Source organism: Glutamicibacter sp. FBE19 (assembly GCF_015524875.1).
Taxonomy (GTDB): Bacteria; Actinomycetota; Actinomycetes; order Actinomycetales; family Micrococcaceae; genus Glutamicibacter; species Glutamicibacter halophytocola.
This window is the reverse complement of record NZ_JACKQN010000007.1, coordinates 21,633-45,778: the sequence shown is the minus strand read 5'-3', so window position 1 is coordinate 45,778 and position 24,146 is coordinate 21,633. Positions and strand designations below refer to the sequence as shown.

Genomic DNA, 24,146 nt, shown 5'->3' with positions numbered 1-24,146 from the left:
CACACGATGCCTATCGGTGCACTCCCTCGCAGAGAACGAGGAGGAGCTATGAGCCAAGGAACCGACGCGGTCCACGCCGGATATCGCCCGAGCGGAGACTTCCGCCCGATGCTGCCGCCACTGCACAATTCCGCAGCCTACCAATTCCAGTCGCATGCCGAAGCGATCGAGAAGTTCGCGTTGCGCCAGGCCGGTTTCACCTACTCGCGCACCGGCAATCCCACCGTCTCGATCCTCGAGCAGCGAGTGGCCGCGCTGGAAGGCGGCGCCCAGGCGGTAGCCACCGCCACCGGCCAGTCCGCGGTAGCCCTGTCCCTCCTGGCCCTGACCCAGGGACCCAAGCACATCGTGGCCTCCTCCTCGCTCTACGGCGGCACCGTGGACCTGTTCACCGACACCTTCGCCGACTTCGGCATCCGCATCAGCTTTGTCGACCAGGCCGATCCGGCCGCCTGGTCCGGGGCCATCGAGGAAGACACCCGGGCGTTCTTCCTGGAGTCGGTCTCCAACCCGCTGTGCACCGTGGCCGATCTTCCCGCCATCGCGGCCATCGCCCATGAGCACAACATCCCGGTGGTGGTCGATAACACCCTGGCCACCCCGCTGAATGTGCGGCCACTGGATTTCGGCGCGGACATCGTGGTGCACTCGGCCACCAAGGGCCTGGCCGGACACGGTTCTGTTTTGGGCGGGATCGTCGTGGACTCGGGCAAATTCGACTTCTCCGACGCCGCCCGCTGGCCGCAGATCGCCGCCCCGCGCGTGCGGCTGAACAACACCTCGCTGCTTGAGCGCCACGGATCGGCCGCCTACGCGATGCTGGTGCGCTCCAAATTCCTGCACGACCTGGGCCCGACCCTCGCCCCGGCTAGCGCCCAGGGGATCCTCGCCGGCATCGAAACCCTGCCGGTGCGCGCCGCACATGTGCAGCGCAGCGTCACCACGCTGATCGGCGAGCTCCTGGCGCACCCGGGCATTGTGGCCATCCACCACCCCTCGCTGTCCACCCACCCGAGCCACGAGCTGGCCAAGAAGATCACGCCCAAGGGCACCGGCTGCGTGCTGGCCATCGAGCTGGCCCATCCCACGCTGGTCTCCCCGCTGATCGACGGGCTGAAACTGATTTCGCTGGCCGCCAATGTGGGGGACACCCGCACCATGATCTCCCACCCGGCCACCATGACCCACTGCCGGCTCTCCGAGCAGCAGCTGGCCGCCGCCGGGCTGAACACCGCCACCCTGCGCCTGTCGGTCGGCCTGGAAGACCCCGCCGACCTGCTCGCCGATCTCACCCAGGCCCTTGACCACGCACTGGAGAAGGCCCTGGCCCCGCAAACCCAAGGAGCATCATGAGCGGCTTCAACACCCAGGCCGTCCACGCCGGCCAGCACAAGGACCCGCACACCGGCGCGGTCGTGCCGCCGATCTACCAGACCAGCACCTTCATCCAGGACGGCATCAACGTGCTGCGCTCCGGACATGAATACTCCCGCGGCTCGAATCCCACCCGCGACGGGTTCCAGGACCAGCTCACCGCCCTGGAAGGCGGGGCCGCCGGCTTCGCCTTCGCCTCCGGCATCGCCGCCGAAGACGCGCTGCTGCGCGCGGTGCTCGAACCGGGCGACCACATCATCCTGGGCGCCGACGGCTACGGCGGCACCAACCGGCTGATCTCCAAGCTGCACAGCAAGTGGGGGATCACCTCTTCGGCGGTGGATATCACCAGCCTGGATTCGGTGCGCTCCGCGGTGCGCCCGAACACCGCGCTGCTCTGGGTGGAGACCCCCTCCAACCCGCTGCTGGGCATCGCCGACCTGGCCGGCTGGGCGGACATCGCCCGCGAGCATGGCGCCCTGCTGGTGGTGGACAATACCTTCGCCACTCCTTATCTGCAGCGCCCGCTGGATTTCGGCGCCCACGCGGTGGTCCACTCCACCACCAAATACATTGGCGGGCACTCCGATGTGCTCGGCGGCGCGGTGATCGTGGCCGACCACATCTTCCGCGGGCAGACCCTGGCCGAAGCGGTGGGCTACCAGCAGTTCGCCGGCGGAGCTGTGGCCGGCCCGCAGGATTCCTACCTGGCCGCCCGCGGGCTGAAAACCCTGGGCCTGCGCATGGAGCGCCACTGCGCCTCGGCCGATACCCTGGCCCGCTGGCTCGATGCGCAGCCCGAAGTCACCCGGGTCTACTACCCGGGACTGGAATCCCACCCCGGGCACGAGCTGGCCGCCCGCCAGCAGCGCGGTTTTGGCGGGATCGTCTCGCTGGCCCTGGAAGATGAGGCCGCCGCCCGCGCCTTCGCCCAATCCATGGAGTACTTCCAGCTCTCGGTCTCCCTGGGCGGGGTGGAATCCCTGGTCTGCTATCCGCGAGAAATGACCCACGCCTCGCTGATCGGCACCGAGCTGGAAATCCCGGCCAACCTGGTCCGCCTCTCGGTGGGCATCGAAGAGACCGAGGATCTGATCGCCGATCTTCAACGCGGCCTGGCCGCCGCCCGGGCCACCCGGCCTGTGAGCACCGTGCGCGAAAAGGCCCTGGAAAACGCCTGATCGCATCGAACCGCAATAATCGGGCGGCGCGCCCCTTCTCCACGGAATAGTAATTGGGGAAGGGTGGAAACATGATCGGAATTCTCAATCGGCTCGTCGAGCATATCGAGGCGAACCTGCACGCCGAGATCAGCCTCGCGGATTTGCTGCGCGGCGAAGGCACGACCGAATACCACGTGCGGAGGATGTTCTCCTCGCTGGCCGGCATGCCGGTCTCCGAATACATCCGCCGCCGGCGCATGTCCCTGGCCGCCGCGGACCTGCTCGCCGGGGATGACCTCTTAGCTATCGCGATCCGCTACGGCTACGGCTCGGCCGAAGCTTTCGGCCGGGCCATCCGGTCCGTGCATGGCGCATCCGTGGGTGAAATCCGCGAGAATGGCGGCCCCCTTCGAAGCCAGCCAATCATCAGGTTCAGCCTGAACGTCGAAGGGAAACGCCCCATGGATGCACGAATAGCGCAAAGAGAAAACTTCAAGCTCATCGGATACGCCGCACGCGTCCCGCTGATCCACCACGGGGCCAACCCGCACATCCAGGAGCACATCGCCTCCATACCGGTGGCCGAGCATGCCCGGCTCAAGGCGCTGTCGGCCGCCGATCCTGCCGGCTTGCTGCAGGTCAGCGACCAGGTCGATGCGGACTACCGCGAAGGCAGCGAGCTGACCTACCTGCACGGAGTTGCGGTGCCAGCCGACGCCCCGGTGCCCGAGGACCTGGATTCCATCCAGGTTCCAGCCGGGGCCTGGGCGGTATTCAGCGTGTCGGGCCCCTACCCGGCGGCGCTGCAGGAGCTCTGGGCCTCCACGGCCACCGCGTGGTTCCCGTCCAATCCGTGGCGTTTGCGTCCCGGCCCGTCCATTGTCGCCGTGCTCGATCGGGCCGCTGATTTCAGCACCGCGACCTGCGAGCTCTGGCTGCCGGTGGAGGCCGACCGCTAGCCTTATCCACACACCGTCATTGCATGCCCCGCGGATCCTTTTCTGCGGGGCATGCTCGTTCCCATGAGCACAGCACAAGCACTCAAGGATCTGGCCGAGGCGGCCCGGCTCGTTGCCTCGGCCACGGCTGTGCTTTCCGGCGACCTGCCCGCCGGCCACGCCGCCTACTTTGCACTGCTCACCGAGCACCTGGGACAGCAGCAAACCCGCGCGCAGATCCAGGCTGCCCACGCGCTGCGCCGCACCGGTGCCCACAAGATTGACCGCGAATCGTTCCAAGCCATCACCGACGCTGGCACCAACCCCACGATCGAGCAGATCGAGGCAGCCCGCGGCCACACCACCGCCGGCCGCACCCACTTTAATAGTGCCTCCGGGTTGTTGCAGGACTGGCTGGATATTCCACGGGCCACCGCTTCGTCCCGCCTGATCCAAGCCGACTGCTTGATTGGCGGGGTGAATGAGGCAGGTCAACCCATCGCCCCGTGGTTGCCTCAGCTCGCCGAACAATTCATGGATCCTGACGTCGACCCACGCCCGGTCGCTGCCACGGCCACGAAACTGCATTCAGCCCGCAAAGATCTGGGCGAGGGCAAAGCCGGGCGTAAAAAGAAAGAACAACTCCAAGCCGACGCACTGGCTTTCCTGCGCACCGAACCGAAGTCCGCACGCAAACACATTAACGCGCTCATAGCCGAGGTGAAATCCGGCGAACGCCCGATCAAGGCCCTGCTTGAGTGCATCGGAATTTTTAGACGCGGCATGCGCCAAGGCCTGGTCGAATATGTGCTGCGCTTACTTCCTTCTCAGGCGGCTTTTATCGAGGCCTACCTCGCCAAGATGGACAATCCGGCTACCGTGGCCGGTAACCGCGAGCACTTGAAGGACGCCGAAGCTCATTTCACCGGGGAACCGGGGAGCGACTGGGACGATGAGGAGTCGATGCCAGACTGGGCCAAGGGCGGGAACCGTTCTGGACCCGCCGAGCCGGAGCAATCAGCACCACCGGAAACATCGCCAAGTTCGCCGAGACCGGATGAACACAAACCGTGGGAAGACATGAAGCCCGAACGCCGCCGGCTACTGGGACTGCTAACTCTGTTGATGGGAAGTTCTCCCACCGGTTCCGGTATGTCAACACCGCCCGCAGCGCAGGTCAGCATCGTGTTGAACTGGGAAAAGATGCAACAGCAACTCAAGGACTTTGCTGTCACTTCCAGCGGATTGCCCCTCACCCCCGGTGAAGCACGAGCCGCACTCTGTACCGCCGGTGTTTACCCGCTGGTGCTCAATGGCACTTCTCTGCCCTTGGACCTTGGCCGCACCCAGCGGCTCTTCTCCAAGGCCCAAGGCCGGGCAATCCGCGCCGCCTATAGAGGCTGCTCCTACCCTGGCTGCAGCATGCCCGCCGAACGATGCGAACTCGACCATCTGGATCCGTGGGAGAAGGGCGGGCGCACCGACATCGCCTCGGCAGACCTGAACTGCCCGATCCACCACATCGGCCGGCACTGCGGACTCTTTAGGACCGTCAAGGTCTCCGGAAGCCGGCCCCTGGTACTACTGTCTAGGGAGCTCGACCCGGAACAACGGCTAAGGATCAATACCTACTTCATGACCCCAACTGAAGCGCTGGCCGCCGAAGCACTGGCTGAGCGGATGACAACCCAGTGGCGTTCGGGGCTGATGGCCGTAGAGTTCGCTGCGGCTTAGGAGTTCGCAGCCAAATGCTTGGCCGCCAATTCGAGGTAATGCTCGGCGTTGACGTTCAACCCTGCAACCTCTTCATCGCTGAGTTCACGGCGCACCTTGGCCGGAACGCCGGCCACCAGCGAGCGCGGCGGGACCTGGGTGCCTTCCAGCACCAGCGCGCCGGCGGCCACGAGCGACTGCTCGCCGATCACCGCGCCGTTCATGATGGTGGCACTCATGCCCACCAAGCAGCCGTCGCCCACGGTGGCGCCGTGCACTACTGCCGAGTGGCCGACCGACACTCCGGCGCCCAGCGTGCAGGGGTAACCGGCATCCGCGTGAAGCACCACGTTGTCCTGCAAATTGGTGCCTTCACCTACGCGAATCGGAGCCGAGTCGCCGCGCACGGAAACCCCGTAGAAGGCGCTGGCCCGAGTCTCCAGCACCACGTCCCCGCTCAGCACGGCGGTGGGGGCGACAAAAACGTTCTCGGCGACCTGCGGGGTCGACCCGTCAATAGTAATAATGTGGCTCATGCCACCCACTCTAATTGTCGAGGGGGCACGGTGCGAGTTATGAGAAGACGATGGTCCGCTGGCCGTCGAGCATTACGCGATGCTCGGCATGCCACTGCACCGCACGGGTCAGCGTCCGGCCCTCCACGCTGCGCCCCAGCTCAACTAGCTGCTCGGCGGTGCGGGTGTGCGAGACGTGGGTGACTTCCTGGTCGATGATCGGGCCCTCATCCAGATCGGCGGTCACGTAGTGCGCTGTGGCGCCGATCAGCTTCACGCCACGTGCATAGGCCTGGTGGTAGGGCTTGGCACCCTTGAAGGATGGCAGGAAGGAATGGTGGATGTTGATGACGCGGCCTTCCATCCGTTCGCACAGCGAGTCGGAGAGGATCTGCATGTAGCGGGCCAGCACCACCAGTTCGATGTTGTAGTCCTCGGCGAGCTTGAGCAGCTCGGCCTCGGACTGCGACTTGTTCTCCTTAGTCACCGGCAGGTGAACGAATTCCACGCCGTAGAAGTCGGCCATCGGCTTCAAATCAAGGTGGTTGGAAACGATCACCGGCACATCAATGGGCAAGGTGCCGGAACGCTGGGCGAACAGCAGGTCGTTGAGCGCATGCCCCGCCTTGGAACACATGAGCATGGTGCGGGTGCGCTTGGCGCCGTCAGCCACGCGCAGGGACATGTGGAAGTCGTCGCGGATTGGTGCGAGCCCCGCGCGGATCTGCACCAGCGACTGCTCAGTGGTGACCTCGATGCGCATGAAGAAGGTGCCGGTCTCCGGCGAGAGGAACTGCTGGGACTCGGTGATATTGCAACCGGCACCCAGCAGACCTCCGGAAATGGCGTGGACGATGCCGGGTCGGTCGATGCAGGAGAGGGTGACGATGAAATTGTTCATGCATTGAGATTAACCGGCTGGCGCGCTGCACGCACATTCGTCGCGATGGCGTTACACAGTCATGCGTCGCGAAAAAGCGATCAACAACCACATTCCGCACCCAATGGCAGTGCTTGATGCGTCCTCAAAGGCATCCTGCGAATCAATAATTCGTACTTGGCAGAGCTATGACATGATGTCTATAAAATCTGGTATTTTTCACGCTTGGGGAAACACATGAGGCTGCTGCATCGTTTTACTTCGGTTATAGGCGCCGCCGCCTTGGTTTTCGCCGGGCTCGTGCCCCCGGCCCACGGTGCTATCAGCTCTACAGACTGCTTCGAACACACGGATGAGACCGCCAGTGTCGTCGTGGGGCTGTCATGCAAGAATGTGACATCGTTGCAGGACCTGCCAATGACCGGCAATATCCAGTGGATTGGCGTCGACACCCAGAAGGAGCAGACGCTCGGTGGGTTGGAAGTCCTAGCTGCAAACCCCCAGTTGCAATCGGTTCGGATCAGCGAGGCTCCACAGGAAATCATCCCGGAACTAGCCAAATTGCCGGAGTTGGAATCGCTGTCCATAGTCTTCCCTAAGGGGAAGCAGGTGCAACTGGCTGGGCTGGGCCAGCTATCGGGCCTGAAGGAACTTGAAGTGGTGGCAACGAGTTCGACCGATTACCGCTGGGCCAAGGACCTGACCAATCTCGAAGTACTGGATCTCGCCAGCTACACTAGGCCGCTCATCGAGCTAAAGGTCGGTGCCAGCGCGCAGATCGAACCCTTGATCACCGTAGATGGAACGATGCTCAAACCTTGGGAATACAGCAGTGTACGTATCCTGGGCCAGATCAGCCCCACAGGCTTCACCGCGAACAAGGCCGGGTACGCGGGGTTGAAGGCAGAACTCAACGATTTCGAGGCAGTGATCCCGGGCCAGGAGAACCTGAGGTCTGTCAGCTATGCGGCAGGCTGGCACGTGGGCGTGCGCGATACCGTGAAGCTTGGCCGTATTTCACTGAACAGGAACCCGTCGCTGGAGGGACACGATGCGGCGGTAGTGGGAGATGATCTGCTGGCACCGATAAGCAACTACCCATACACGGCCCTGCAGTGGACCCGCAACGGGGCACCGATCCCCGGTGCCGTGGGAGAGAGCTACCAGCTGGTGCGCGAAGACTCCAAGAAAGTTATCGCGCTGAATTTTGAGACGAAAGAAGTTCGTCAAAACGGCGAAGTATGGGTCCCCTCGGCGCAGGGGACGATGACGTACGGCGCGCCGATTGCCGCGACAGTGGCCTCGATCGCCAAGGCCACGATCAGCGGCAGCAAGGTCGTGGGAGAGAAGCTCACCGCTTCCCTCGACGGCGCATACTTCCCGGAGTTCACACGCCATTATCAGTGGCTAGTCGACGGATTCGAGATTCCGCGGGCTACCGCGAAAACCTATACCCCACCCCAGTCCTATGCCAACCGCAAGATCGCCGTGCGGGCAACTCTGCACGCGGCGGACGGAGAATCGGTATGGCTGCCGGACAGCACCGCGGTCAAGGTCGTCAAGGGCATGATCACCGTTGCCAGGCCTCAGGTCTCCGGAACCGCAAAAGTCGGTTCGAAGCTCACCGCCAAGACCGCCACAGCGGCTCCAGCCGCCCAGTCCACTAAGTACCAGTGGCTGCGCAGCGGCCAGAAGATCAAGGGCGCCACGGCAACGACCTACACGCTCAAACCGGCAGATCTGAACCAACGGATCTCGGTCTCGGTGACCTATGCCAAGACCAACTACACCACCAAGACCGTGACCAGCACTGCGACCGGGAAGATCGCAGCCGCCAAGCTGAAAGTCTTGAAGAAGCCGGTGATGACCGGAAAGAAATCCACGGGCAAGACTTTGAAAGCTACGGCAGGCAGCTACAGCACGAAGAACGTGAAGATCTCCTACCAGTGGATGCGCTCGGGGAAGAGCATTCCCAAGGCCACCAAGCCAAGCTACAAGGTAGTGCAAGCCGATGCCCGGAAGACCTTGAGCGTGCGGGTGACCGCATCGAAACTCGGCTACACCACCGTGGTCACCAAGGTGAGCAAGAAGTAACTCGGCAGGCTATACCGCCACCGAGGTCAGGAACTTGCTCGCCGCCAGTGCGGCCTTTCGGCCCGCCCGCGTAGCTCCGAGTGTGGAGGCCGAAGCCCCGTAGCCGACAAAAAAGATCCCGGGCATCGCGGTGGCGGAAACCCCATCGTCGTCCATGAGGATGCCGCCGGACTCGGTGTGCAGCTTGAGGTCGCGCAGGTGGCGGTGGGCATGGCGGAAGCCGGTCGCCCAGAGGATCGCGTCGATCTTCTCCCGCGAACCGTCGGCAAAGACCACCGCATCCGATTCCAGCCGGGCGATCTTCCCGCGCGAGACCAGCGCCCCGGAAGCGGTCCCGGCGCGCATCTTCTCGGTCAGCGCCAGCCCGGTGGTTCCGACCACCGATTTGGGCGGCAATCCTGCCCGGGTGCGCTCGTTGACCTGGCGCTCCACCTCCAGTCCCCACTCCGCCCCGGTGAACTCCCGCCAATCCGGCGCTCGCCGAGTGGACCAAAGGGTATCGACCCCGGCCTCGCGCAGCTGCACGATGAATTGCGTGGCGCTGGCCCCGGCACCGACCACCAGGACTCGTTTCCCATCAAACTGGGCAGGAGAGGCAAACCCATTGGTATGCACCTGCAGCCCGTCAAAATGCCCGGGGTACACCGGCCAGAACGGATTGGTCCAGGTCCCGGTCGCGTTAATAAGGGTGCGCGCGGTGTACAGCTGATCGGCGTGCACCTCGAAGTGCTCGTCCACCCGCTGCACCGAGGTGACTGTGGTGGAGTGCCGCACCGGCAGCGCAAAGCGCCGCTCATACTCGCCGTAGTACTCCTTGACCACCCCCGAGGCAGGCCTCGTGGAGTCCTGGTCCTCCAACGGGAAGCCGGGCAGCGGGTGGATATGGTGGGTGGCGCCCAGGGTCAGGGAGTCCCAGCGGTTCTGCCACGCGCCACCGGGTCCGGGGTTCGCATCGAGCACCAGGAAGTCCACGCCGCGCTTGGCCAGATGGTAGGCGGCTGAGAGCCCGGCTTGCCCGGCGCCGATCACAATTGTCGAGTACACACTAAAGGTAACTCTGCGCACTACAAGATCATTCCTGAGGGCATTTTCGCTACACTGGAACGCGTGACTGGCGTTAGGTGGGTAACCACCGGGGAGCTAATTGTGCGAGCCGCGCGCCTGGGTCCGCACACCACCCGCCTTGGGAACGAGGCGCCTACGGAAGGATACGCGTGAGCGCACGCATTCTCGACGGAAAGGCCACCGCGGCCGCCATCAAGCAGGAACTGGCTGAACGTGTCGCCAAGCTGAAGGCTGCGGGCCACACCACCGGGCTGGGCACCATTCTGGTCGGCAACGATCCAGGCTCCGCATGGTACGTGGGCGGCAAGCACAAGGACTGCGCCGAGGTCGGCATCGAGTCCATCCGCGTGGACCTGCCCGAGGAAACCACCCAGGACGAGCTGCTCGCCAAGGTCCGCGAACTGAACGAGAACCCGGACTGCACCGGCTACATCGTGCAGCTGCCCCTGCCCAAGCACATCGACCAGGATGTGATCCTCGAGGCGATGGATCCCTCCAAGGATGCCGACGGCCTACACCCGATGAACCTCGGCCGCCTGGTGGCCAACGTGAACCGCCCGATGACCTCGCCGCTGCCGTGCACCCCGCTGGGTTGCGTGGACCTGCTGGCCCGCCACGATATCGACCTTAACGGCAAGCACGTGCTGGTCCTGGGCCGCGGCGTGACCATCGGCCGCCCGGTCGGCCTGCTGCTCACCCGCCGCAGCGTGAACGCCACCGTCACCCTGGCGCACACCGGCACCACCAACCTTCCCGAACTGCTCGCCCAGGCCGATGTCATCATCGCCGCCGCCGGCGTTCCGCATATTGTGAAGGCCGACGCCATCAAGCCCGGCGCGATCGTGCTTGATGTGGGCGTTTCCCGCGTGGATGGCAAGGTCACCGGCGACGTGGACCCGGCCGCCGCCGAAGTGGCCAGCGCGATCAGCCCGAACCCGGGCGGCGTGGGCCCGATGACCCGCGCGATGCTGCTGAACAATGTGGTCGAGGCTGCCGAGCGCAACGCCCGCTAGCCCGCAGGCCAAGCCCGCGTCCGCTCTGTGGACGCGGGCTTTGCCGTACTCCCGCGGGAGTATCGCACCTGCCCCGCCGGCCGCATGTCCCGGCCCGGCCCGCCGGAGTATTCTCGGTTCTATGAGAAGACGACCGCTGTTCCTCCCCGTGGCCGTCGCCGTCATCCAGGTCATCGGCACGCATATGGCTTCGTGGCGCCAGGGCGCAGAACTCAGTGCCGCGGCGGTGCTGCTGCTGCTGGCCGGGCCGGCGATCCTGGTTTTCCGCCGGCGCGCGCCCGGGCTGACGGCGGCCGGATGTGCAGCGGTCGCCCTGGGCTACGTGGCCGCCGGCTTCCCGGCGGGCCCCTTCGCCGTGTCGATGGCAATCGCCCTGGTGCTGGCCCTGGTTTCCGGGGCGCGGTGGTGGGCATGGGGATCTGCCGCCGCCTTTGCCGCCGGAGTCGCCGGGCTGTTTTTGTGGCGAGGGTCCCCGCCGCTGTTCAGCTTGATCTGGCTGGTGGTGCTCCTGCTGGGTGCGGAGCTTGCCCGGGCCGGGAGGTTGCGCCGCATTGAGCGCCGCAGCGCCGAAGCCGAGCAGCTCAAGCACCAGGCCGACCAGGAACGGCTGGTGATCGCCCGCGACATCCACGACGTGGTCGCACATTCCTTGTCGATGATCAACGTGCAGGCCTCGGTTGCCCTGCATTTGGCCGAAAAGGATCCCGATCCGGCCAAGCTGCTCGAAACCCTGGCCAACATCAAAGCCGGGTCCGCTCAGTCGCTGAACGACGTGCGCGAGGTCCTCTCGGTGCTCCGCCAAGACGCCCCGCGCATACCCAGCCAGCGCCTGGAACAGGTGCCGGATTTGCTCGCCCAGCTCACCGGCCTCCAAACGCACTACTCGGCGCCGCAGAGCGAACCTGCCTGGATGGATGACGCAGTGGAGAACACCATCTACCGGGTGGTGCAGGAATCGCTGACCAACGTCGTGCGCCATGCCAAGGCCAGCCGGGTCGATGTCGCCGTGCAGCTCACCGAAACGCGGGCGCAGGTGAGCGTGGCCGATGACGGGATTGGCCTGCGCGGTGCACAAGAAGGCAACGGCCTTCGCGGGGTGCGCGAACGTGTTCAGGCCCTAGGCGGTACCGTTACTCTCAGCGCGGGCAACCTGCCCGGCGCCACCGGAACTCGGATCACCGCACTGATCCCGGCACCCCAGGAGGCATCATGAGCATCGGGGTCTTGATCGTCGACGACCAGTCGCTGATTCGCGCCGGGTTCAGCGCACTGCTGGAAGCCGAAGCCGACATGACGGTGCTCGGCACCGCAGGCAGCGGCACGGAGGCGGTGCAGCTGGCGCGCGCCACGAAGCCGGATATCGTGCTGATGGATATCCGCATGCCCCACGGCGACGGGATTTCCGCGACCGCACAGATCACAGCCGAGCTGCCCACCCGCGTGATCATGCTGACCACCTTCGAGCTCGAAGAGTACATCCTGGATTCGATCCGCGCCGGAGCCAGCGGGTTCCTGGTCAAGGACACCGAGCCGGCGCAGCTGATCGAGGCGGTGCGCATTGTGGCCACAGGCGATTCGCTGCTCTCGCCGAGCGTCACCCGCACGCTGCTGAGCCAGGTCGCCACCGGGATCCAGAAGAAGCTTCCCGCCGATCCGCGCCTGGCCGAATTGACCGCCCGGGAACGCGAAGTGCTAGTGCAGATCGGCACCGGGAAAACCAACGCGGAGATCGCGGCGGAACTTTTCATCACCCCGCTGACCGCCAAGACCCATGTTTCGCGGATCATCGGCAAGCTCGGGGTGCGCGATCGCACCTCGCTGGTGGTGCTGGCCTACGAATCCGGCCTGATCACCCCCGGCGAAGCGCTGGGCAACGCGTAACCCACTCCGGATTGGGACGCAATTCTCAAGTTGTCGGATAAAGTGGTGGTGAATGCATCATCGCACGCAGCACAGAGAATTTAGCGAGGTACCCATGACGGAAAATACTGGCGGCCAGCCGCAACGCCCCTATGAGCAGCAGCCCATCCAGATCAACAACCACATCGTGATCGTGAACCAGAAGAGCACCCTGCTGGCCTATGTGCTGTGGTTCTTCCTTGGCCAGCTGGGCATCCACAAGTTCTACCTCGGCCAGGTAGCCGCGGGCATCGTGTACCTGGCGCTGGGCGTCATCGGCTGGGCCACCACCTTCATCCTGATCGGCTGGGTGCCTTTGGGCGTGCTGTGGATCTTGCTGATTATCGACATTTTCACCATCCCCGGCACGGTGCAGCGCATCAACCAGCGCGGCACCACCCGTTACATGGCATAGCGTACCGGCAGTCTGCCCGGGGGAGTACGCCGCTCGATCAAAGTGCCTTCCCCGAGCGGATGTGCCCAAGCGCCGGGAGCGGGAGAGTGGATGCATGGGACGCGAGGTCCCGCACATCTACCAAGGAGTTCCACAATGATCCCGACCCTGGCAATCGCAGCGCACGCCTGGGGCTACGGCCCCGGCCCGTTCTGGTTCTTCCCGATTTTCTGGATCCTGGTGATCGGGTTGCTGATCTTCTCCTTCAAGCGCCGCCGGCATCAAGGACCGGCCAGCGCGGAGGGCGTCCTGCGCGAGCGCTACGCCCGCGGGGAGATCGACGACACCGAGTACCGGCAGCGCCTTGAGGTCTTGCGCACCAGGAAATAGCCGCCAGAAAAGCCAGGGCCCGCTTGAGCGGGCCCTGGCTGTCTATCAGGCGTCCTGGGTGGTTTTGGCCGCTTCCGCGCCGCGCTTGTCGAAGATCAGCGCTCCCACTTCCTGCTCGGCCTGGTTGCGGAAGGACAAGTCGATGCCGGAGCGATCGCGAATCAGGCTGACCGCGATGAAGGACACTGCCACCACGATCAGCAGGTACACGGCCACCGCGGTGGTGCCGCCGGTGGCCTGCACCAGGGCCTGGGCAATGGTCGGGGCGAAGGCGCCGCCGACAATCGCGCCGATCGCGTAGGAGATCGAGACCCCGGAGAAGCGCACCGAGGCAGGGAAGAGCTCGGAGTACAGGGCCGCCTGCGGGCCGTAGGTCAGGCCCAGGCCGATGGAGAACAGCCCGAAGGCCACGTAGAGCAGGCCCAGCGAGCCGGAATTCACCAGGGCGAACACCGGGAACAGCGAGATCGCCAGGATGATGAAGCCCAGCTGGTAGGTGCGCTTGCGGCCGATCTTGTCCGCCAGCAGCCCGGCCACCAGCGTCATGACCAGCCAGATCGCCGCGCCGAAGGCAACCGCGACCAGCACGTCGGTGCGTTCCAGGCCGACCGGGCCCTCGGGGTTGGTGGTGTAGGACTGGAAGAACCCGCCGGTGGTCATGTACCCGGCGGCATTGTTGCCGGCGAACACCAGGGCCGCGACGATCACCAGCGGCCAGTGCTTCTTGAACAGCACCAGGATCGGCACATTGGTTTGCGCCTTGTGCTCGGCGATCTCCTCGAAGACCGGGGACTCGTCCACGGCGCGGCGGACAAAGTAGCCGACCAGGATCAGCACGATCGAGACGAGGAAGGGCACGCGCCAGCCCCAGGCCATGAAGGCCTCGCCGGGGGAGATCACGCCGGTCATCAGCGCCATGGTGCCCGAGGCGAGCAGCATGCCCAGCGGCACGCCCACCTGCGGGTAGGAGCCGGCGCGGCCGCGGTGGCCATCGGGCGCGTGCTCGACGGCCATCAGCACGGCGCCACCCCATTCGCCGCCGGCCGAAATGCCCTGCAGGATGCGCAGCAGCAGAAGCAGTACCGGCGCCCACAGGCCAGCGGTTTCGTAGGTCGGCAGCACGCCGATCAGGGTGGTGGAGGCGCCCATCAGGGCCAGGGTGAGCACCAGCATGGCCCGGCGGCCGATCTTGTCGCCAAAATGCCCGGCCAAAAACGCGCCGAGCGGGCGGAAGAGGAAGGACAGGCCCACCGAGGCGAAGGAGATCAGCAGCGCGATCTCCTGGCCGGCCGGCTCGAAGAAGAGCTTGGAAAAGACCAGGCCGGCGGCGGTGGCATAGATGAAGAAGTCGTACCACTCCACGGTGGTGCCGATGACGGTGGCGAAGGCGACGCGTCGTTGGTTCGCCTTGGCGGCGTGTGCTGTTCTCATGTAGCTTCCCTTGCGAGCGGGGCACAGCTGCCGCTCGCCCCTGGGTTGTGGATCACTTCAGTGTGACAGCCGATACAGGTAAGGTAAACTTCAAATATCTGCAGAACTTCTGAAGGCGGGCTTATGTATTCGATGCGCCATCTGGAAATCATGGCCGAGCTGCCCGGGCACAGCACGCTTGGATCGGCCGCCAGCGAATTGCGGATCTCCGAATCGGCCCTGTCACAGGCGATTACCGCGATCGAGCGCCTCGCCGGGGAGAGCCTGTGCCTGCGCCGCAAGGCCCACGGATTTTCCCTCACCGCCTCCGGGCATCACTTCGCGCAGATGGCCCGGAAAATCCTGGTCGACGTGGGGGAACTGGGCGCCACCTTCCCGCAGGCCGGCGGCAGGCTGCGCGGGCCGGTGCGCTTCGGATGCTTTGCCTCGCTCTCCCCGCACCTGATCCCGGCCACGCTTGAGGGGTTCGACCACCCCGAAGTGCAGCTCGAAGTGCGCGTGGGCACCCATGACGAGCTGCTGCCCGCCCTGCGCAACGGGGAGCTGGACGTCGCCTTTGTCTACGACCTCTCGCTGCCCGCGGACCTGGACAAGCAGCAGGTCTACCGCACCGAAATGCAGGTGGTGCTGCACCCCGAACACCGGCTGGCCAAGCTGAAGCGGCCGCTGGAATTGGCGGACCTCGCGCCAGAACCGCTGATCATGTACGAGTCGGAGCCGAGCACTGATCACCAGATGCAGCTCTTCGCCGCCCAGGGGCTGTCACCCAGAATCGCCGCGGCCGTCCCGCAGATGATCCTGGTCTCCGCCATGGTCGGGCGCGGGCTGGGCTACGGGCTGCTGATGCGCCGGCCGAACAACGCCGCGGTCTCCGTGGAGGGACGGCCGCTGGCCTACCGCGATCTGAAGGCGCCGAACTATTCCAACGCGGTGGTGGCCATCACCCCGCGCTCGGTGCGCATTCCCGCCCGGGTGCAGGCGCTGATCGACCACTGTATCTGCGCAATGGCTGAGTCCTGGTAGACGCGGGCGGAACCCGAGCGCATAATGGGGCCATGATTGGCACATGGCAGGCCATGGTCTTCGACTGCGAAGACCCCGATGCACTGGCCGAATTCTACGAACAGCTCCTTGGGATGGTACGCATCGACAACGAGCCGGACTGGGTGTCGATCGGCGACGCCCCGGACCACCCGGCGCTCGCATTCCAAGCCGTCAGCCCCTATGTCGCACCGCAATGGCCCGGGCACATCCACCCGCAGCAGGCCCATATCGACGTGAAAGTCGCCGACCTGGACCTGGCCGAGGAGCAGGTGCTGCACCTGGGGGCCAAAGCCACCGGCCAAGGTTCCAAGACCTTCAGGGTCTACCTGGATCCGCAGGATCATCCCTTCTGCCTGGTGAGCTGGTAGCACCGGCCGCGAAGGCGATTCTTGCCGCCTGAAGCCGGGTGGAGACCCCGAGCTTGGCCAGCACCTGCGAAACGTGCGTCTTCACCGTGCTGTGCCCGATGCCCAGGCGCCGGGCCAATTGCGGGTTGCTCAATCCCTGAGCCAGCCCGTCGAGCACTTCGCGTTCGCGCGCCGTCAGCCCCTCGGGCAGCTTCGCCCCTGCGGGTTCCGGGGCCAGGGCACGGGCCAGGATCCGCGAGGTCACCTGGGGATCCAGCACCGATTCACCCCGGCCGGCCGCGCGCACGGCCATGATGATCGCCTGCGGTTGCGCGCTTTTGAGCAAAAAGCCGTGGGCCCCGGCCTGCAGCGCGCCAAAAAGGTACTCGTCGTCGTCGAAGGTTGTCAGCACCACCACGGCGCAGGACCCATGCAGCGCCTTCGTCGCCTCGATGCCATCGAGCACCGGCATGCGCAGGTCCATCAGGATGACATCGGGGGACAGGGCCTTGGCCATGGAGATGGCCGATCGCCCATCGGCCGCCTCGCCGATCACTTCCAGATCCTCCGCGGCCTGCAAAACCAGCCTGATGCCCATGCGGACGGTGGCGTGGTCGTCAACAATCAGGACCTTCATGGCTTCGCCGCTCCTTGCGCGATCTCGGGGAATTCGACCCGCGCTTCAAACACGTCGCCGGTGCGCAGCGCAAACCGCCCATCCAGGGCTGCCACGCGGGTGCGGATATTGCGCAGGCCGATCCCGGCCCCCGGCGCATCCGATCCCGGCGCACCGGGCATCCTGTTCCTGGCCACGATGCTCAACCCGTGGTGCTGCACGATGCTCAGTTCCAAGAGCGTATCGGGGGCATGCTTGGCATGATTGACCAGCAGCTCGGACACCGTGCGGTGCGCGGCGGTATGCACCGCCGGGCTGAAGCGCTGCGGATCCTCGACCCGGTACTCCCAGCGCACCGGCTCGCCGAAGCCCGCAGCCACTGCGGGCAGATCCTCGATGCGCGCCTGCAATGCCTGGCCGCCTTGATGCAGCATGCGCACCATGCCCGCCATGTCCTCAAGGCCTGAAACGGACTCGTCGCGGATGCTCTGCAAGGGGCCTCGCGCGCTGTGGGAGGCGGCGGGCAAGAGCGCCCCGGAAAGCAAGGCAATGGAAGAGAACCTGGCCGAAAGCACATCATGCATCTCGCGGGCCAAGGCGGTGCGTTCTTCGATCCGCGCAGCATGATGCTCGGCCACCAGGCGGTCTTCACGCGCCATGGCCGCCGTCTGCAGGGCGTGCGCCCGCTGGGATTCAGCTCTGGCCAGTTCCTTGGCAGTGCGCACATTCTCGGCCCAGAGCATCGGGATGAACAGGACGAAGCCGGCCATGAACAGGCTCAGCACCACCTCCTGCAGGTTCCGCGTCGCCAGCCAGCTGGCGATCGCCAGCGACAGGGCAGCTGCTGCCAAGGTGAAGAACATCACGGTTCGGACCCGGGCCGACCCGAGGAGGAACGACCCGAAAATGCATTCAAAGACCAGGAAATAGCCGCCGATGCTTCCCACCGCGAGCATCCCCAGCCCGCACAGCGCCAAGGCCACGGTGCTGGGCAGCAGCCAGCGGCGGCGAATGAGGATCGCGCCCGCGCCAAGCAGCAGCAGAAGGATCCATTCAACGCCGCTGGCCGGGATCAACGGCGAATTGGCCACGCCGGCCAGATGCAGGATGACGACCAGAACCAGGTAGGTGCCGGCGACCTCCGGCTCCTTGTCGCCGCTGCCCATCCGCCGAATGAAGTTCATGCTTTCAAGCATCCCCGATCCGCTAGCCACCGGGTATCCCCCTTAAGGAGGAGAATGCCCAGCCCACCGGCCGATACCGCGAGGCAGCCAACCGCGGAACAGTGGAAGCCATGGACATCATGACGGGCAATCCCGAACTTTCCCTGGTCATCCTGGCGCTGATCGACTCGACCAGCATCGGCACCCTGGTCATTCCGCTGTGGCTGCTGCTGCGCGGGCGGCGCGAGGCCATCGTCAAGGTGCTGGTCTATCTCGGGGTGATCGCGGTCTTCTACTGGGTCGTCGGGGTGCTGCTGCGCAGCGGGCTGGTGCTGGTCGATCCGGGGATCTTCGAGCACCGGTTCTCCAGGCTGGCCGCAGTGGCAGCCGGTGCGATGATGATCATCTGGGCGCTGTCCTATCGCACCGATGCGCAAAAAGAGGCCAGCGCCCGGAAGAAGGCCAAGGCGCCTGCCGGAGGGCCAGCCCAGGGACTGGAGCCGGCTTCCGAATCGGCACCGCTGCCGCGCCGCTTGCGAGGCCGGGTGGGCGCAGCGCTGGATACCCGCACCGGGTTGATCGCCCTGGCCCTGTTCGCGGGCCTCTTGGAGCTTCCCACGATGCTGCCCTACCTGGCCGCGGTGGGCGTCATGCAGGGCACCGGCTGGAGTGCCGGCCTGCAGCTGGCGGCGCTGGCTGGCTACTGCCTGGTCATGATCGTCCCGGCGTTGCTGCTGGTGTCAGCCCGCGCGCTGGCCGGCGCACGGATCGAGCTCTGGATGCAAAAGCTCGGGGACAAAGCAGGCGCCTACGCCCAGGAAACCCTGGGCTGGGTGGTGGGCATTGGCGGATTCCTGCTGATTCGCGCATCGCTTTCCGGGCAGGACCTGCACAGCTTGTTCGGCTAGCCACGCTGTGGGCGAAAGCGCGGGCCGCCAATTGGCCTGCGGTGGGCAGGTGGTGCGAGAATTGGTGCTATGGAACCTCTAGGCAGCAGCGCGAAGCAGGGCAAAAAAGTCACCCTCAACGCCTCAACTTTGGCAATGTCCGTCATGGTCATCGTTCTTCTGGTGGCGGTAGTCTTCGCCGCCAACTCCAATGAGATCGTCGGCTGGTTTGTTGTCGTCATCTCCGCCGGTTGGCTGCTGCTGGCCGCCTTCATGATGTTTGGCCTCAAGCGCGGGGCCGAGAAGATCAACAACTCGCTGCGCGAGGCGACCGCCGCGGCCACCCCGCGGGCCCAGTCCGGCACGGTTGTGGTGGATGAATCCACCAGCCAGCGCGATATGAAGCTGGACCACTCGTTCAAGATCGTCCAGGTCCAGGCCCGGGTGGTCTCCGAGCAGCGCGAGGCCAAGGGCCCCGAGTCCGAGGCGATGATCGACCGGGCGCTGGAGACAATCCAGATGACCGCGGCCAATGCGCGGGACATGATCAAGCCGGCCACGCCGATGGACGGCGAAATCATCGACTAGCTTCGAGGGCAACGCACATGCGTTGCCCTTTTTGTTTGCCCCGGCGCAGGGGCGAACAGCGCGTAATTGGGCGCAGAATTTTGTAAGCTGGTTAGGTGATACCTACCAGCGTGGAAATTCTGAGCAAGGACGCCGGCGCACTGCGCGTCGCGTCGGTCAACGTCAACGGCATTCGCGCCGCCTACAAGCGCAATATGGCCGACTGGATCGCCGCCCGCGACGTGGACATCCTCTGCCTGCAGGAGGTCCGCGCACCGGATGCGATCCTGCGCGAGCTGATCGGCGAGGGCTGGCATATCCTGCATGCCGAGGCCAAGGACAAGGGACGGGCCGGGGTGGCCGTGCTCTCGCGCACGCAGCCGGTGGCCGTGCGCGAAAATATCGGCGAGGACTACTTCGCCGACGCCGGACGCTGGGTGGAAGCGGACTTCGAAGTCAACGGCGAGATCTTCACCGTGGTCTCCGCCTACGTGCACTCCGGCGAGCTGGGCACGCAGAAGCAGGAAGACAAGTACCGCTTCCTGCAGCGCATGAACGTGCGCCTGGTGGAGCTGAAGAACGAGAAGGACCATGTGCTGGTGGTGGGCGATTTGAACGTCGTGCACACCGAAAAGGACATCAAGAACTGGAAGCCGAACCACAATAAGCGCGCCGGCGTGATGGACGAGGAGATCGCCTACTTCGACGGCTTCTTCGGGCCGGAAATCGGCTACAAGGATGTGGCGCGCGAGCTCGCCGGAGAGACCCAGGGCCCCTACACCTGGTGGTCCTTCCGCGGGCAGGCCTTCGACAACGATGCCGGTTGGCGCATTGACTACCACATGGCCACGCCCGCCCTTGCCGGCAAGGCCATCAAGTCCCACGTAGACCGTGCCTCGGCCTACGATTTGCGCTTCTCCGACCACGCACCGCTGGTCGTCGACTACCAGTTCTAGAAGGATTCCCATGCAAGCAACCCGTTCCCGCGTCCTGTCCGGCATGCAGCCATCGGCTGATTCGCTGCACCTTGGCAACTACCTGGGCGCGCTGGTCAACTGGGTCAAGACCCAGGACGACCACGATTCGTTCTTCTTCATCCCGGACATGCACGCGATCACCGTGGCCCAGGATCCCGAAGACCTGCGCAACCGCACCCGCGTCACCGCCGCCCAGTACATCGCCGGCGGCATCGACGTCCAGAAGTCCACCCTGTTCGTCCAGTCGCAGGTGCCCGAGCACGCGCAGCTGGCCTGGGTGCTCAACTGCATCACCGGTTTCGGCGAAGCCAGCCGCATGACCCAGTTCAAGGACAAGTCCTCCAAGGGCGGCGCGGATGCCGCCAGCGTCGGGCTGTTCACCTACCCGATCCTGATGGCCGCGGACATCCTGCTCTACCAGCCGCAGGGCGTGCCAGTGGGCGATGACCAGCGCCAGCACGTGGAGCTGGCCCGCGACCTGGCCAAGCGCTTCAACCACCGCTTCGGCGAAACCTTCGTGGTGCCCGAGGCCTTCATCCCCAAGGAGGGCGCGCGGATCTACGACCTGCAGAACCCGACCTCCAAGATGTCCAAGTCCGCCGAGTCCCCGGCGGGCCTGATCAATGTGCTGGACGACCCGAAGCAGATCGCCAAGCGCATCAAGTCCGCGGTCACTGATGCCGGCTCCGTGGTGGCCTACGACCGGTCCGAGAAGCCGGGCGTTTCGAACCTGCTGGACATCCTGGCCGCCGTGACCGGCAAGCACGTGCCGGAACTGGTGACCGAGTTCGAAGGCAAGATGTACGGGCACCTGAAGGTGGCCGTGGCCGACGCCGTGGTCGAGCGGCTGACCCCGATCCGCACCCGCACCCTGGAGCTGCTCGACGATCCGGCCGAGCTGGACCGCCTGCTGCTGGCCGGTGCGGCCAAGGCGCGGGAAGTGGCCTCGAAGACCGTGGCCGATGTCTACCAGAAGGTCGGCTTCCTGCCGCCGCTGGGAATCTGATGGAATACACCCTGGGCGTAGTGATCCCGGTGCCGCAGCCGCACCGGGATGCCTTGCGCGCGTGGCGCCAGGAATTCGGGGGAGCGGCCACCGAGCCGATCGCCCCGCATATCACCCTGGTCTCCGGGTCCTACCTCAATACCTGGGAGAAGGCCGCCGCGCAGGTGCGCCAGGTGGCTTCGGGCATGAAGCCGTTCACCATCGAGCTGGGCGCGGCGCGCACCTTCCGCCCGGCCAGCGACGTGGTGTACCTGCCATTGCTCTCCGGGGCCGATCAATGCTGGGCGCTGCATCGGCAGCTGCTGGGCGATGCGCTGCGCCACGAATCGGGCTTCGCCTACCATCCGCACCTGACCATCGCGCAAAACGTGCCGGCGCAGCAGCTGGATGCCGCGCAGGCCCGATTGGCCCAGGTGCAGATGGCCTTCGAGGCCGACCAGGTGCAGCTTTTTGATACGCGCGGCGGCGAATGGAACCTCAGCGAGGACATCGCCCTGGGCTAGGAGGAACATGGACGTTCGGCAGCTGCGCTATTTTCTGGCGGTCGTGGATTACGAAGGCTTCAGCAGGGCTGCCGAGCAATTGATGATCGCCCAGCCCTCGTTGTCGCAGACCATCAAGGCCCTGGAGCACGAAGTCGGTGTCCCGCTTTTCCACCGGGTGGGCCGGCGCTCCCTGCTCAGCGACGCTGGCAAGGAACTGGTGGGCCCGGCACGGCTGGTAGTGCGCGATCTGGAAGCGGCGCAGTCAACGATGGCTTCGCTCAAGGGCGTGCGCCATGGCCGGCTGGAACTCACCGCCATGCCTTCGCCGGCTGTTGAACCGCTGACCACGTTGATTGCCAGCTACTCCCGGCAGTATCCGCGGGTCGCGCTGAGCACCTCGGCGGCCTTCACCGCGGAGGATGTCATCAGCGCGGTTCGAAGCGGCGGCGCCGAGATCGGCTTGCTCGGTTCCGACAAGCCCATCTCAGCGCCCGAGGTGGATGTCGTGCAGCTCGAGCGCCAGCCATTGGTATTGGTGATCAACCCCGAAATTGATGATTTTGGCGACCGCGAAGTGATTGCCGGCGCGGATTTGGGCGGCCAGCGGATTGTCATTTCGCAGCGTGGCTCGCTCATGCGCGCGCTGGTCGACGATTTGCGGGCCGACGGGATTGATGTTGAAATCGCCGCCGAAGTGGCCCATCGAAGCTCGGTCCTGCCCCTGGTGCTGGCAGGAGCGGGGCATGCCATCCTCCCAATTTCGTGGGCGCCCCTGGCTCGCAAATTGGGGTTGCGCATTGCGCGCCTGGAGCCGGCCACTGAACTGCATGTTGCGCTGGTCAGCAGGAAGAGCGACCTGACTCCCGCGGCGCAAGCGTTCCTCGGTGTTGCCGGCGCCTATGCCGATACCGTGTCTGAACAGTCCATATAGGTTTTGCCTATCCAGCGGATGCAATCCTGGTCTTAGACGTACTCGAAGCACGCCGGTCTAATTGATACCAAGCCGCTTGTGACGCGGAACACTTTGTATCAGGAGGAAAGACCGATGGGCTCGACCAGGACCTTTAAGATAGCTTCAATCCCCGCCGACGGAGTCGGCAAGGAAGCTGTTGCCGCTGGGCGTCGAGTGCTGGACGCCATGGCCGGGCAATCCGCTGGCAAGTTCGCCTTTGAATGGACAGAATTCCCCTGGGGCTGCGAGTACTACGCAGAGCACGGGGTGATGATGGACCCGGCAGGCCTGGAAACACTGAAGGACTTCGACTCCATCTATTTCGGGGCCGTGGGCTGGGAGAACGTTCCCGACCACATCAGCCTCTGGGGCCTGCGACTGAACATCACGCAGAACTTCGACCAGTGGGCGAATATCCGCCCGGTGAAATTCCTGCCCGGGGTGACCTCCCCGCTGCGCAAGGCCGATGACACGGAGCTGGATTGGATCGTCGTGCGTGAAAACAGCGAAGGCGAATATGCCGGGCTGGGCGGGCGCAACCTGTCAGGGCGTGGCCCGGGCAATGAGATCGCCCTGCAGACCGCCCTGTTCAGCGACAAGGGATGCGAGCGCATCATTCGTTTCGCCTTCGACCTGGCCCGCACCCGCACGGTCAAGAAGGTCTCGTCGGTGACCAAGTCCAATGCCCAGCAGTACGGGATGGTGCTCTGGGACGAAGTCTTCCAGCGCGTGGCGCTCGACTACCCGGACGTGCGCACCGAAAGCGTGCTGGTCGATGCGATGAGCGCCAAATTCATCCTGAACCCGGAGGATCTCTCCGTGGTGGTCGCTTCGAACCTCAACGCCGACATCCTGTCCGATCTGGGCTCAGCCCTGTCCGGAAGCCTGGGACTGGCAGCGAGCGCAAATCTGAACCCCGAACGCCGCTTCCCCTCGATGTTCGAACCGGTGCATGGGACCGCCCCGGACATTGCCGGCAAGGGAATCTGCAACCCGATCGGCGCCATTGCCAGTGCCGCGCTGATGCTGGAGCATTTCGGCCTGGACGATGAAGCCCGCCGCCTGGAAGCAGCCATCGAAGCGGCCACTGCTGCCGGCAGGCTCACTGCGGACATCGGCGGCACCTCGGTCACCAGCGAAGTCACCGAAGCGATTGTCGAGGCGCTGAGCAGCACCCTGGCCGCCGTCTAGAAGCACCGGCGCGGGCGCCGGCCCTCCGCAGCATGTCGAGGC

General features: G+C 65.1%; 25 protein-coding genes. 19 read left to right on the top strand and 6 right to left on the bottom strand.

Translation table 11 applies throughout. The features are described 5' to 3' along the window. The first annotated feature begins 48 nt into the window (after positions 1–48). The 4 genes from H6F58_RS12085 to H6F58_RS12070 all read left to right on the top strand — a co-directional run bounded on the left by H6F58_RS12085 (position 49) and on the right by H6F58_RS12070 (position 5,209). Complete coding sequence (locus H6F58_RS12085) at positions 49–1,353, top strand: aminotransferase class I/II-fold pyridoxal phosphate-dependent enzyme (RefSeq protein ID WP_195181840.1); 1,305 nt, start codon at positions 49–51, stop codon at positions 1,351–1,353. Beyond that, entirely contained in the window at positions 1,350–2,555 is a 1,206-nt protein-coding gene (locus tag H6F58_RS12080; protein WP_195181839.1) for a cystathionine gamma-synthase, read from the top strand. Before H6F58_RS12085 ends, H6F58_RS12080 begins: the two co-directional genes overlap by 4 nt. 71 nt (positions 2,556–2,626) lie before the next feature. Further along, a complete protein-coding gene (locus H6F58_RS12075) occupies positions 2,627–3,496 on the top strand; it encodes an AraC family transcriptional regulator (protein WP_195181838.1) in 870 nt (289 codons plus the stop codon). 63 nt (positions 3,497–3,559) lie between these two features. Beyond that, positions 3,560–5,209 carry an HNH endonuclease signature motif containing protein gene (locus tag H6F58_RS12070; protein WP_244652564.1) on the top strand — a complete coding sequence of 550 codons (1,650 nt, stop codon included), beginning with the start codon at positions 3,560–3,562 and terminating at the stop codon, positions 5,207–5,209. Here the strand turns inward: H6F58_RS12070 and H6F58_RS12065 are convergent. Together H6F58_RS12065 and purU are read right to left on the bottom strand one after the other, a co-directional pair. Further along, positions 5,206–5,724: a gamma carbonic anhydrase family protein gene (locus H6F58_RS12065; protein WP_146277782.1), complete on the bottom strand. Its 519-nt coding sequence runs from the start codon at positions 5,722–5,724 to the stop codon at positions 5,206–5,208. The two genes, H6F58_RS12070 and H6F58_RS12065, sit on opposite strands and share 4 nt — an antisense overlap. A 37-nt stretch (positions 5,725–5,761) precedes the next feature. Further along, complete coding sequence (gene purU / locus H6F58_RS12060) at positions 5,762–6,604, bottom strand: formyltetrahydrofolate deformylase (RefSeq protein ID WP_146277783.1); 843 nt, start codon at positions 6,602–6,604, stop codon at positions 5,762–5,764. 216 nt (positions 6,605–6,820) lie between these two features. Here purU and H6F58_RS12055 point away from each other — a divergent pair, with 216 nt between their 5' ends. Continuing rightward, on the top strand, positions 6,821–8,677 hold the full coding sequence (locus H6F58_RS12055; RefSeq protein ID WP_195181836.1) for a hypothetical protein: 1,857 nt from the start codon (positions 6,821–6,823) through the stop codon (positions 8,675–8,677). 9 nt (positions 8,678–8,686) lie between these two features. On the opposite strand, the gene H6F58_RS12050 is transcribed toward H6F58_RS12055, so the two are convergent. After that, a complete protein-coding gene (locus H6F58_RS12050; protein WP_195181835.1) occupies positions 8,687–9,721 on the bottom strand; it encodes an NAD(P)/FAD-dependent oxidoreductase in 1,035 nt (344 codons plus the stop codon). A 164-nt stretch (positions 9,722–9,885) separates the two neighbouring features. Between H6F58_RS12050 and H6F58_RS12045 the strand changes: the two genes are divergently transcribed. The 5 genes from H6F58_RS12045 (at position 9,886) to H6F58_RS12025 (ending at position 13,438) form a co-directional block, all read left to right on the top strand. Further along, the gene (locus H6F58_RS12045) at positions 9,886–10,755 is read left to right on the top strand and encodes a bifunctional methylenetetrahydrofolate dehydrogenase/methenyltetrahydrofolate cyclohydrolase (protein ID WP_195181894.1); all 870 of its coding nucleotides are present in this window, start codon (positions 9,886–9,888) and stop codon (positions 10,753–10,755) included. Between the two features lie 121 nt (positions 10,756–10,876). Continuing rightward, positions 10,877–11,968, top strand: a complete 1,092-nt coding sequence (locus H6F58_RS12040; protein WP_195181834.1) for a sensor histidine kinase — start codon at positions 10,877–10,879, stop codon at positions 11,966–11,968. Beyond that, complete coding sequence (locus tag H6F58_RS12035; protein ID WP_195181833.1) at positions 11,965–12,636, top strand: response regulator transcription factor; 672 nt, start codon at positions 11,965–11,967, stop codon at positions 12,634–12,636. The genes H6F58_RS12040 and H6F58_RS12035 overlap by 4 nt, the downstream gene beginning before the upstream one ends. 94 nt (positions 12,637–12,730) lie before the next feature. Then, the gene (locus tag H6F58_RS12030; RefSeq protein ID WP_171918945.1) at positions 12,731–13,069 is read left to right on the top strand and encodes a TM2 domain-containing protein; all 339 of its coding nucleotides are present in this window, start codon (positions 12,731–12,733) and stop codon (positions 13,067–13,069) included. Between the two features lie 135 nt (positions 13,070–13,204). Next, positions 13,205–13,438, top strand: coding sequence for an SHOCT domain-containing protein (locus H6F58_RS12025; RefSeq protein WP_146277789.1), 234 nt, complete (start codon positions 13,205–13,207; stop codon positions 13,436–13,438). A 45-nt stretch (positions 13,439–13,483) separates the two neighbouring features. Here the strand turns inward: H6F58_RS12025 and H6F58_RS12020 are convergent, their stop codons facing one another. Continuing rightward, on the bottom strand, positions 13,484–14,869 hold the full coding sequence (locus H6F58_RS12020) for an MFS transporter (protein WP_195181832.1): 1,386 nt from the start codon (positions 14,867–14,869) through the stop codon (positions 13,484–13,486). A 123-nt stretch (positions 14,870–14,992) separates the two neighbouring features. Between H6F58_RS12020 and H6F58_RS12015 the strand changes: the two genes are divergently transcribed. Next, the gene (locus H6F58_RS12015) at positions 14,993–15,892 is read left to right on the top strand and encodes a LysR substrate-binding domain-containing protein (RefSeq protein ID WP_146277791.1); all 900 of its coding nucleotides are present in this window, start codon (positions 14,993–14,995) and stop codon (positions 15,890–15,892) included. Positions 15,893–15,924: 32 nt separating this feature from the next. Next, positions 15,925–16,281: a VOC family protein gene (locus H6F58_RS12010; RefSeq protein ID WP_060700813.1), complete on the top strand. Its 357-nt coding sequence runs from the start codon at positions 15,925–15,927 to the stop codon at positions 16,279–16,281. Here the strand turns inward: H6F58_RS12010 and H6F58_RS12005 are convergent. Continuing rightward, positions 16,229–16,897 carry a response regulator transcription factor gene (locus H6F58_RS12005; protein WP_146277792.1) on the bottom strand — a complete coding sequence of 223 codons (669 nt, stop codon included), beginning with the start codon at positions 16,895–16,897 and terminating at the stop codon, positions 16,229–16,231. The genes H6F58_RS12010 and H6F58_RS12005 overlap by 53 nt on opposite strands. After that, entirely contained in the window at positions 16,894–18,060 is a 1,167-nt protein-coding gene (locus H6F58_RS12000; RefSeq protein WP_195181831.1) for a histidine kinase, read from the bottom strand. The genes H6F58_RS12005 and H6F58_RS12000 overlap by 4 nt, the downstream gene beginning before the upstream one ends. Positions 18,061–18,170: 110 nt before the next feature. On the opposite strand from H6F58_RS12000, the gene H6F58_RS11995 reads away from it, so the two are divergent. From H6F58_RS11995 to H6F58_RS11965, 7 genes are all read left to right on the top strand, one after another. Next, positions 18,171–18,947: a GAP family protein gene (locus H6F58_RS11995; RefSeq protein WP_195181830.1), complete on the top strand. Its 777-nt coding sequence runs from the start codon at positions 18,171–18,173 to the stop codon at positions 18,945–18,947. 69 nt (positions 18,948–19,016) lie between these two features. Then, a complete protein-coding gene (locus H6F58_RS11990; protein WP_060700817.1) occupies positions 19,017–19,514 on the top strand; it encodes a hypothetical protein in 498 nt (165 codons plus the stop codon). Positions 19,515–19,609: 95 nt separating this feature from the next. Further along, on the top strand, positions 19,610–20,449 hold the full coding sequence (locus H6F58_RS11985) for an exodeoxyribonuclease III (RefSeq protein ID WP_171918940.1): 840 nt from the start codon (positions 19,610–19,612) through the stop codon (positions 20,447–20,449). A gap of 10 nt (positions 20,450–20,459) precedes the next feature. Next, the gene (gene trpS, locus H6F58_RS11980; RefSeq protein WP_195181829.1) at positions 20,460–21,476 is read left to right on the top strand and encodes a tryptophan--tRNA ligase; all 1,017 of its coding nucleotides are present in this window, start codon (positions 20,460–20,462) and stop codon (positions 21,474–21,476) included. After that, positions 21,476–21,979: a 2'-5' RNA ligase family protein gene (locus H6F58_RS11975; protein ID WP_060700820.1), complete on the top strand. Its 504-nt coding sequence runs from the start codon at positions 21,476–21,478 to the stop codon at positions 21,977–21,979. Before trpS ends, H6F58_RS11975 begins: the two co-directional genes overlap by 1 nt. Positions 21,980–21,986: 7 nt before the next feature. Next, complete coding sequence (locus H6F58_RS11970; protein ID WP_060700821.1) at positions 21,987–22,892, top strand: LysR family transcriptional regulator; 906 nt, start codon at positions 21,987–21,989, stop codon at positions 22,890–22,892. Positions 22,893–23,006: 114 nt separating this feature from the next. Beyond that, positions 23,007–24,104, top strand: coding sequence for a tartrate dehydrogenase (locus H6F58_RS11965; protein WP_195181828.1), 1,098 nt, complete (start codon positions 23,007–23,009; stop codon positions 24,102–24,104). Positions 24,105–24,146: the final 42 nt, after the last annotated feature.

What these genes read in the sequence shown, in the direction of transcription:
- H6F58_RS12065 (WP_146277782.1), bottom strand. Translation starts at nt 5,724, where the DNA reads ATGAGCCACATTATTACTATTGACGGGTCGACCCCGCAGGTCGCCGAG.
- H6F58_RS11975 (WP_060700820.1), top strand. Translation starts at nt 21,476, where the DNA reads ATGGAATACACCCTGGGCGTAGTGATCCCGGTGCCGCAGCCGCACCGG.
- H6F58_RS12005 (WP_146277792.1), bottom strand. Translation starts at nt 16,897, where the DNA reads ATGAAGGTCCTGATTGTTGACGACCACGCCACCGTCCGCATGGGCATC.
- H6F58_RS12020 (WP_195181832.1), bottom strand. Translation starts at nt 14,869, where the DNA reads ATGAGAACAGCACACGCCGCCAAGGCGAACCAACGACGCGTCGCCTTC.
- H6F58_RS11965 (WP_195181828.1), top strand. Translation starts at nt 23,007, where the DNA reads ATGGGCTCGACCAGGACCTTTAAGATAGCTTCAATCCCCGCCGACGGA.
- H6F58_RS12055 (WP_195181836.1), top strand. Translation starts at nt 6,821, where the DNA reads ATGAGGCTGCTGCATCGTTTTACTTCGGTTATAGGCGCCGCCGCCTTG.
- purU (WP_146277783.1), bottom strand. Translation starts at nt 6,604, where the DNA reads ATGAACAATTTCATCGTCACCCTCTCCTGCATCGACCGACCCGGCATC.
- trpS (WP_195181829.1), top strand. Translation starts at nt 20,460, where the DNA reads ATGCAAGCAACCCGTTCCCGCGTCCTGTCCGGCATGCAGCCATCGGCT.
- H6F58_RS12000 (WP_195181831.1), bottom strand. Translation starts at nt 18,060, where the DNA reads ATGAACTTCATTCGGCGGATGGGCAGCGGCGACAAGGAGCCGGAGGTC.
- H6F58_RS12035 (WP_195181833.1), top strand. Translation starts at nt 11,965, where the DNA reads ATGAGCATCGGGGTCTTGATCGTCGACGACCAGTCGCTGATTCGCGCC.
- H6F58_RS12015 (WP_146277791.1), top strand. Translation starts at nt 14,993, where the DNA reads ATGTATTCGATGCGCCATCTGGAAATCATGGCCGAGCTGCCCGGGCAC.
- H6F58_RS11995 (WP_195181830.1), top strand. Translation starts at nt 18,171, where the DNA reads ATGGACATCATGACGGGCAATCCCGAACTTTCCCTGGTCATCCTGGCG.
- H6F58_RS12030 (WP_171918945.1), top strand. Translation starts at nt 12,731, where the DNA reads ATGACGGAAAATACTGGCGGCCAGCCGCAACGCCCCTATGAGCAGCAG.
- H6F58_RS12070 (WP_244652564.1), top strand. Translation starts at nt 3,560, where the DNA reads ATGAGCACAGCACAAGCACTCAAGGATCTGGCCGAGGCGGCCCGGCTC.
- H6F58_RS12040 (WP_195181834.1), top strand. Translation starts at nt 10,877, where the DNA reads ATGAGAAGACGACCGCTGTTCCTCCCCGTGGCCGTCGCCGTCATCCAG.
- H6F58_RS12075 (WP_195181838.1), top strand. Translation starts at nt 2,627, where the DNA reads ATGATCGGAATTCTCAATCGGCTCGTCGAGCATATCGAGGCGAACCTG.
- H6F58_RS12080 (WP_195181839.1), top strand. Translation starts at nt 1,350, where the DNA reads ATGAGCGGCTTCAACACCCAGGCCGTCCACGCCGGCCAGCACAAGGAC.
- H6F58_RS12010 (WP_060700813.1), top strand. Translation starts at nt 15,925, where the DNA reads ATGATTGGCACATGGCAGGCCATGGTCTTCGACTGCGAAGACCCCGAT.
- H6F58_RS11990 (WP_060700817.1), top strand. Translation starts at nt 19,017, where the DNA reads ATGGAACCTCTAGGCAGCAGCGCGAAGCAGGGCAAAAAAGTCACCCTC.
- H6F58_RS12025 (WP_146277789.1), top strand. Translation starts at nt 13,205, where the DNA reads ATGATCCCGACCCTGGCAATCGCAGCGCACGCCTGGGGCTACGGCCCC.
- H6F58_RS12085 (WP_195181840.1), top strand. Translation starts at nt 49, where the DNA reads ATGAGCCAAGGAACCGACGCGGTCCACGCCGGATATCGCCCGAGCGGA.
- H6F58_RS11970 (WP_060700821.1), top strand. Translation starts at nt 21,987, where the DNA reads ATGGACGTTCGGCAGCTGCGCTATTTTCTGGCGGTCGTGGATTACGAA.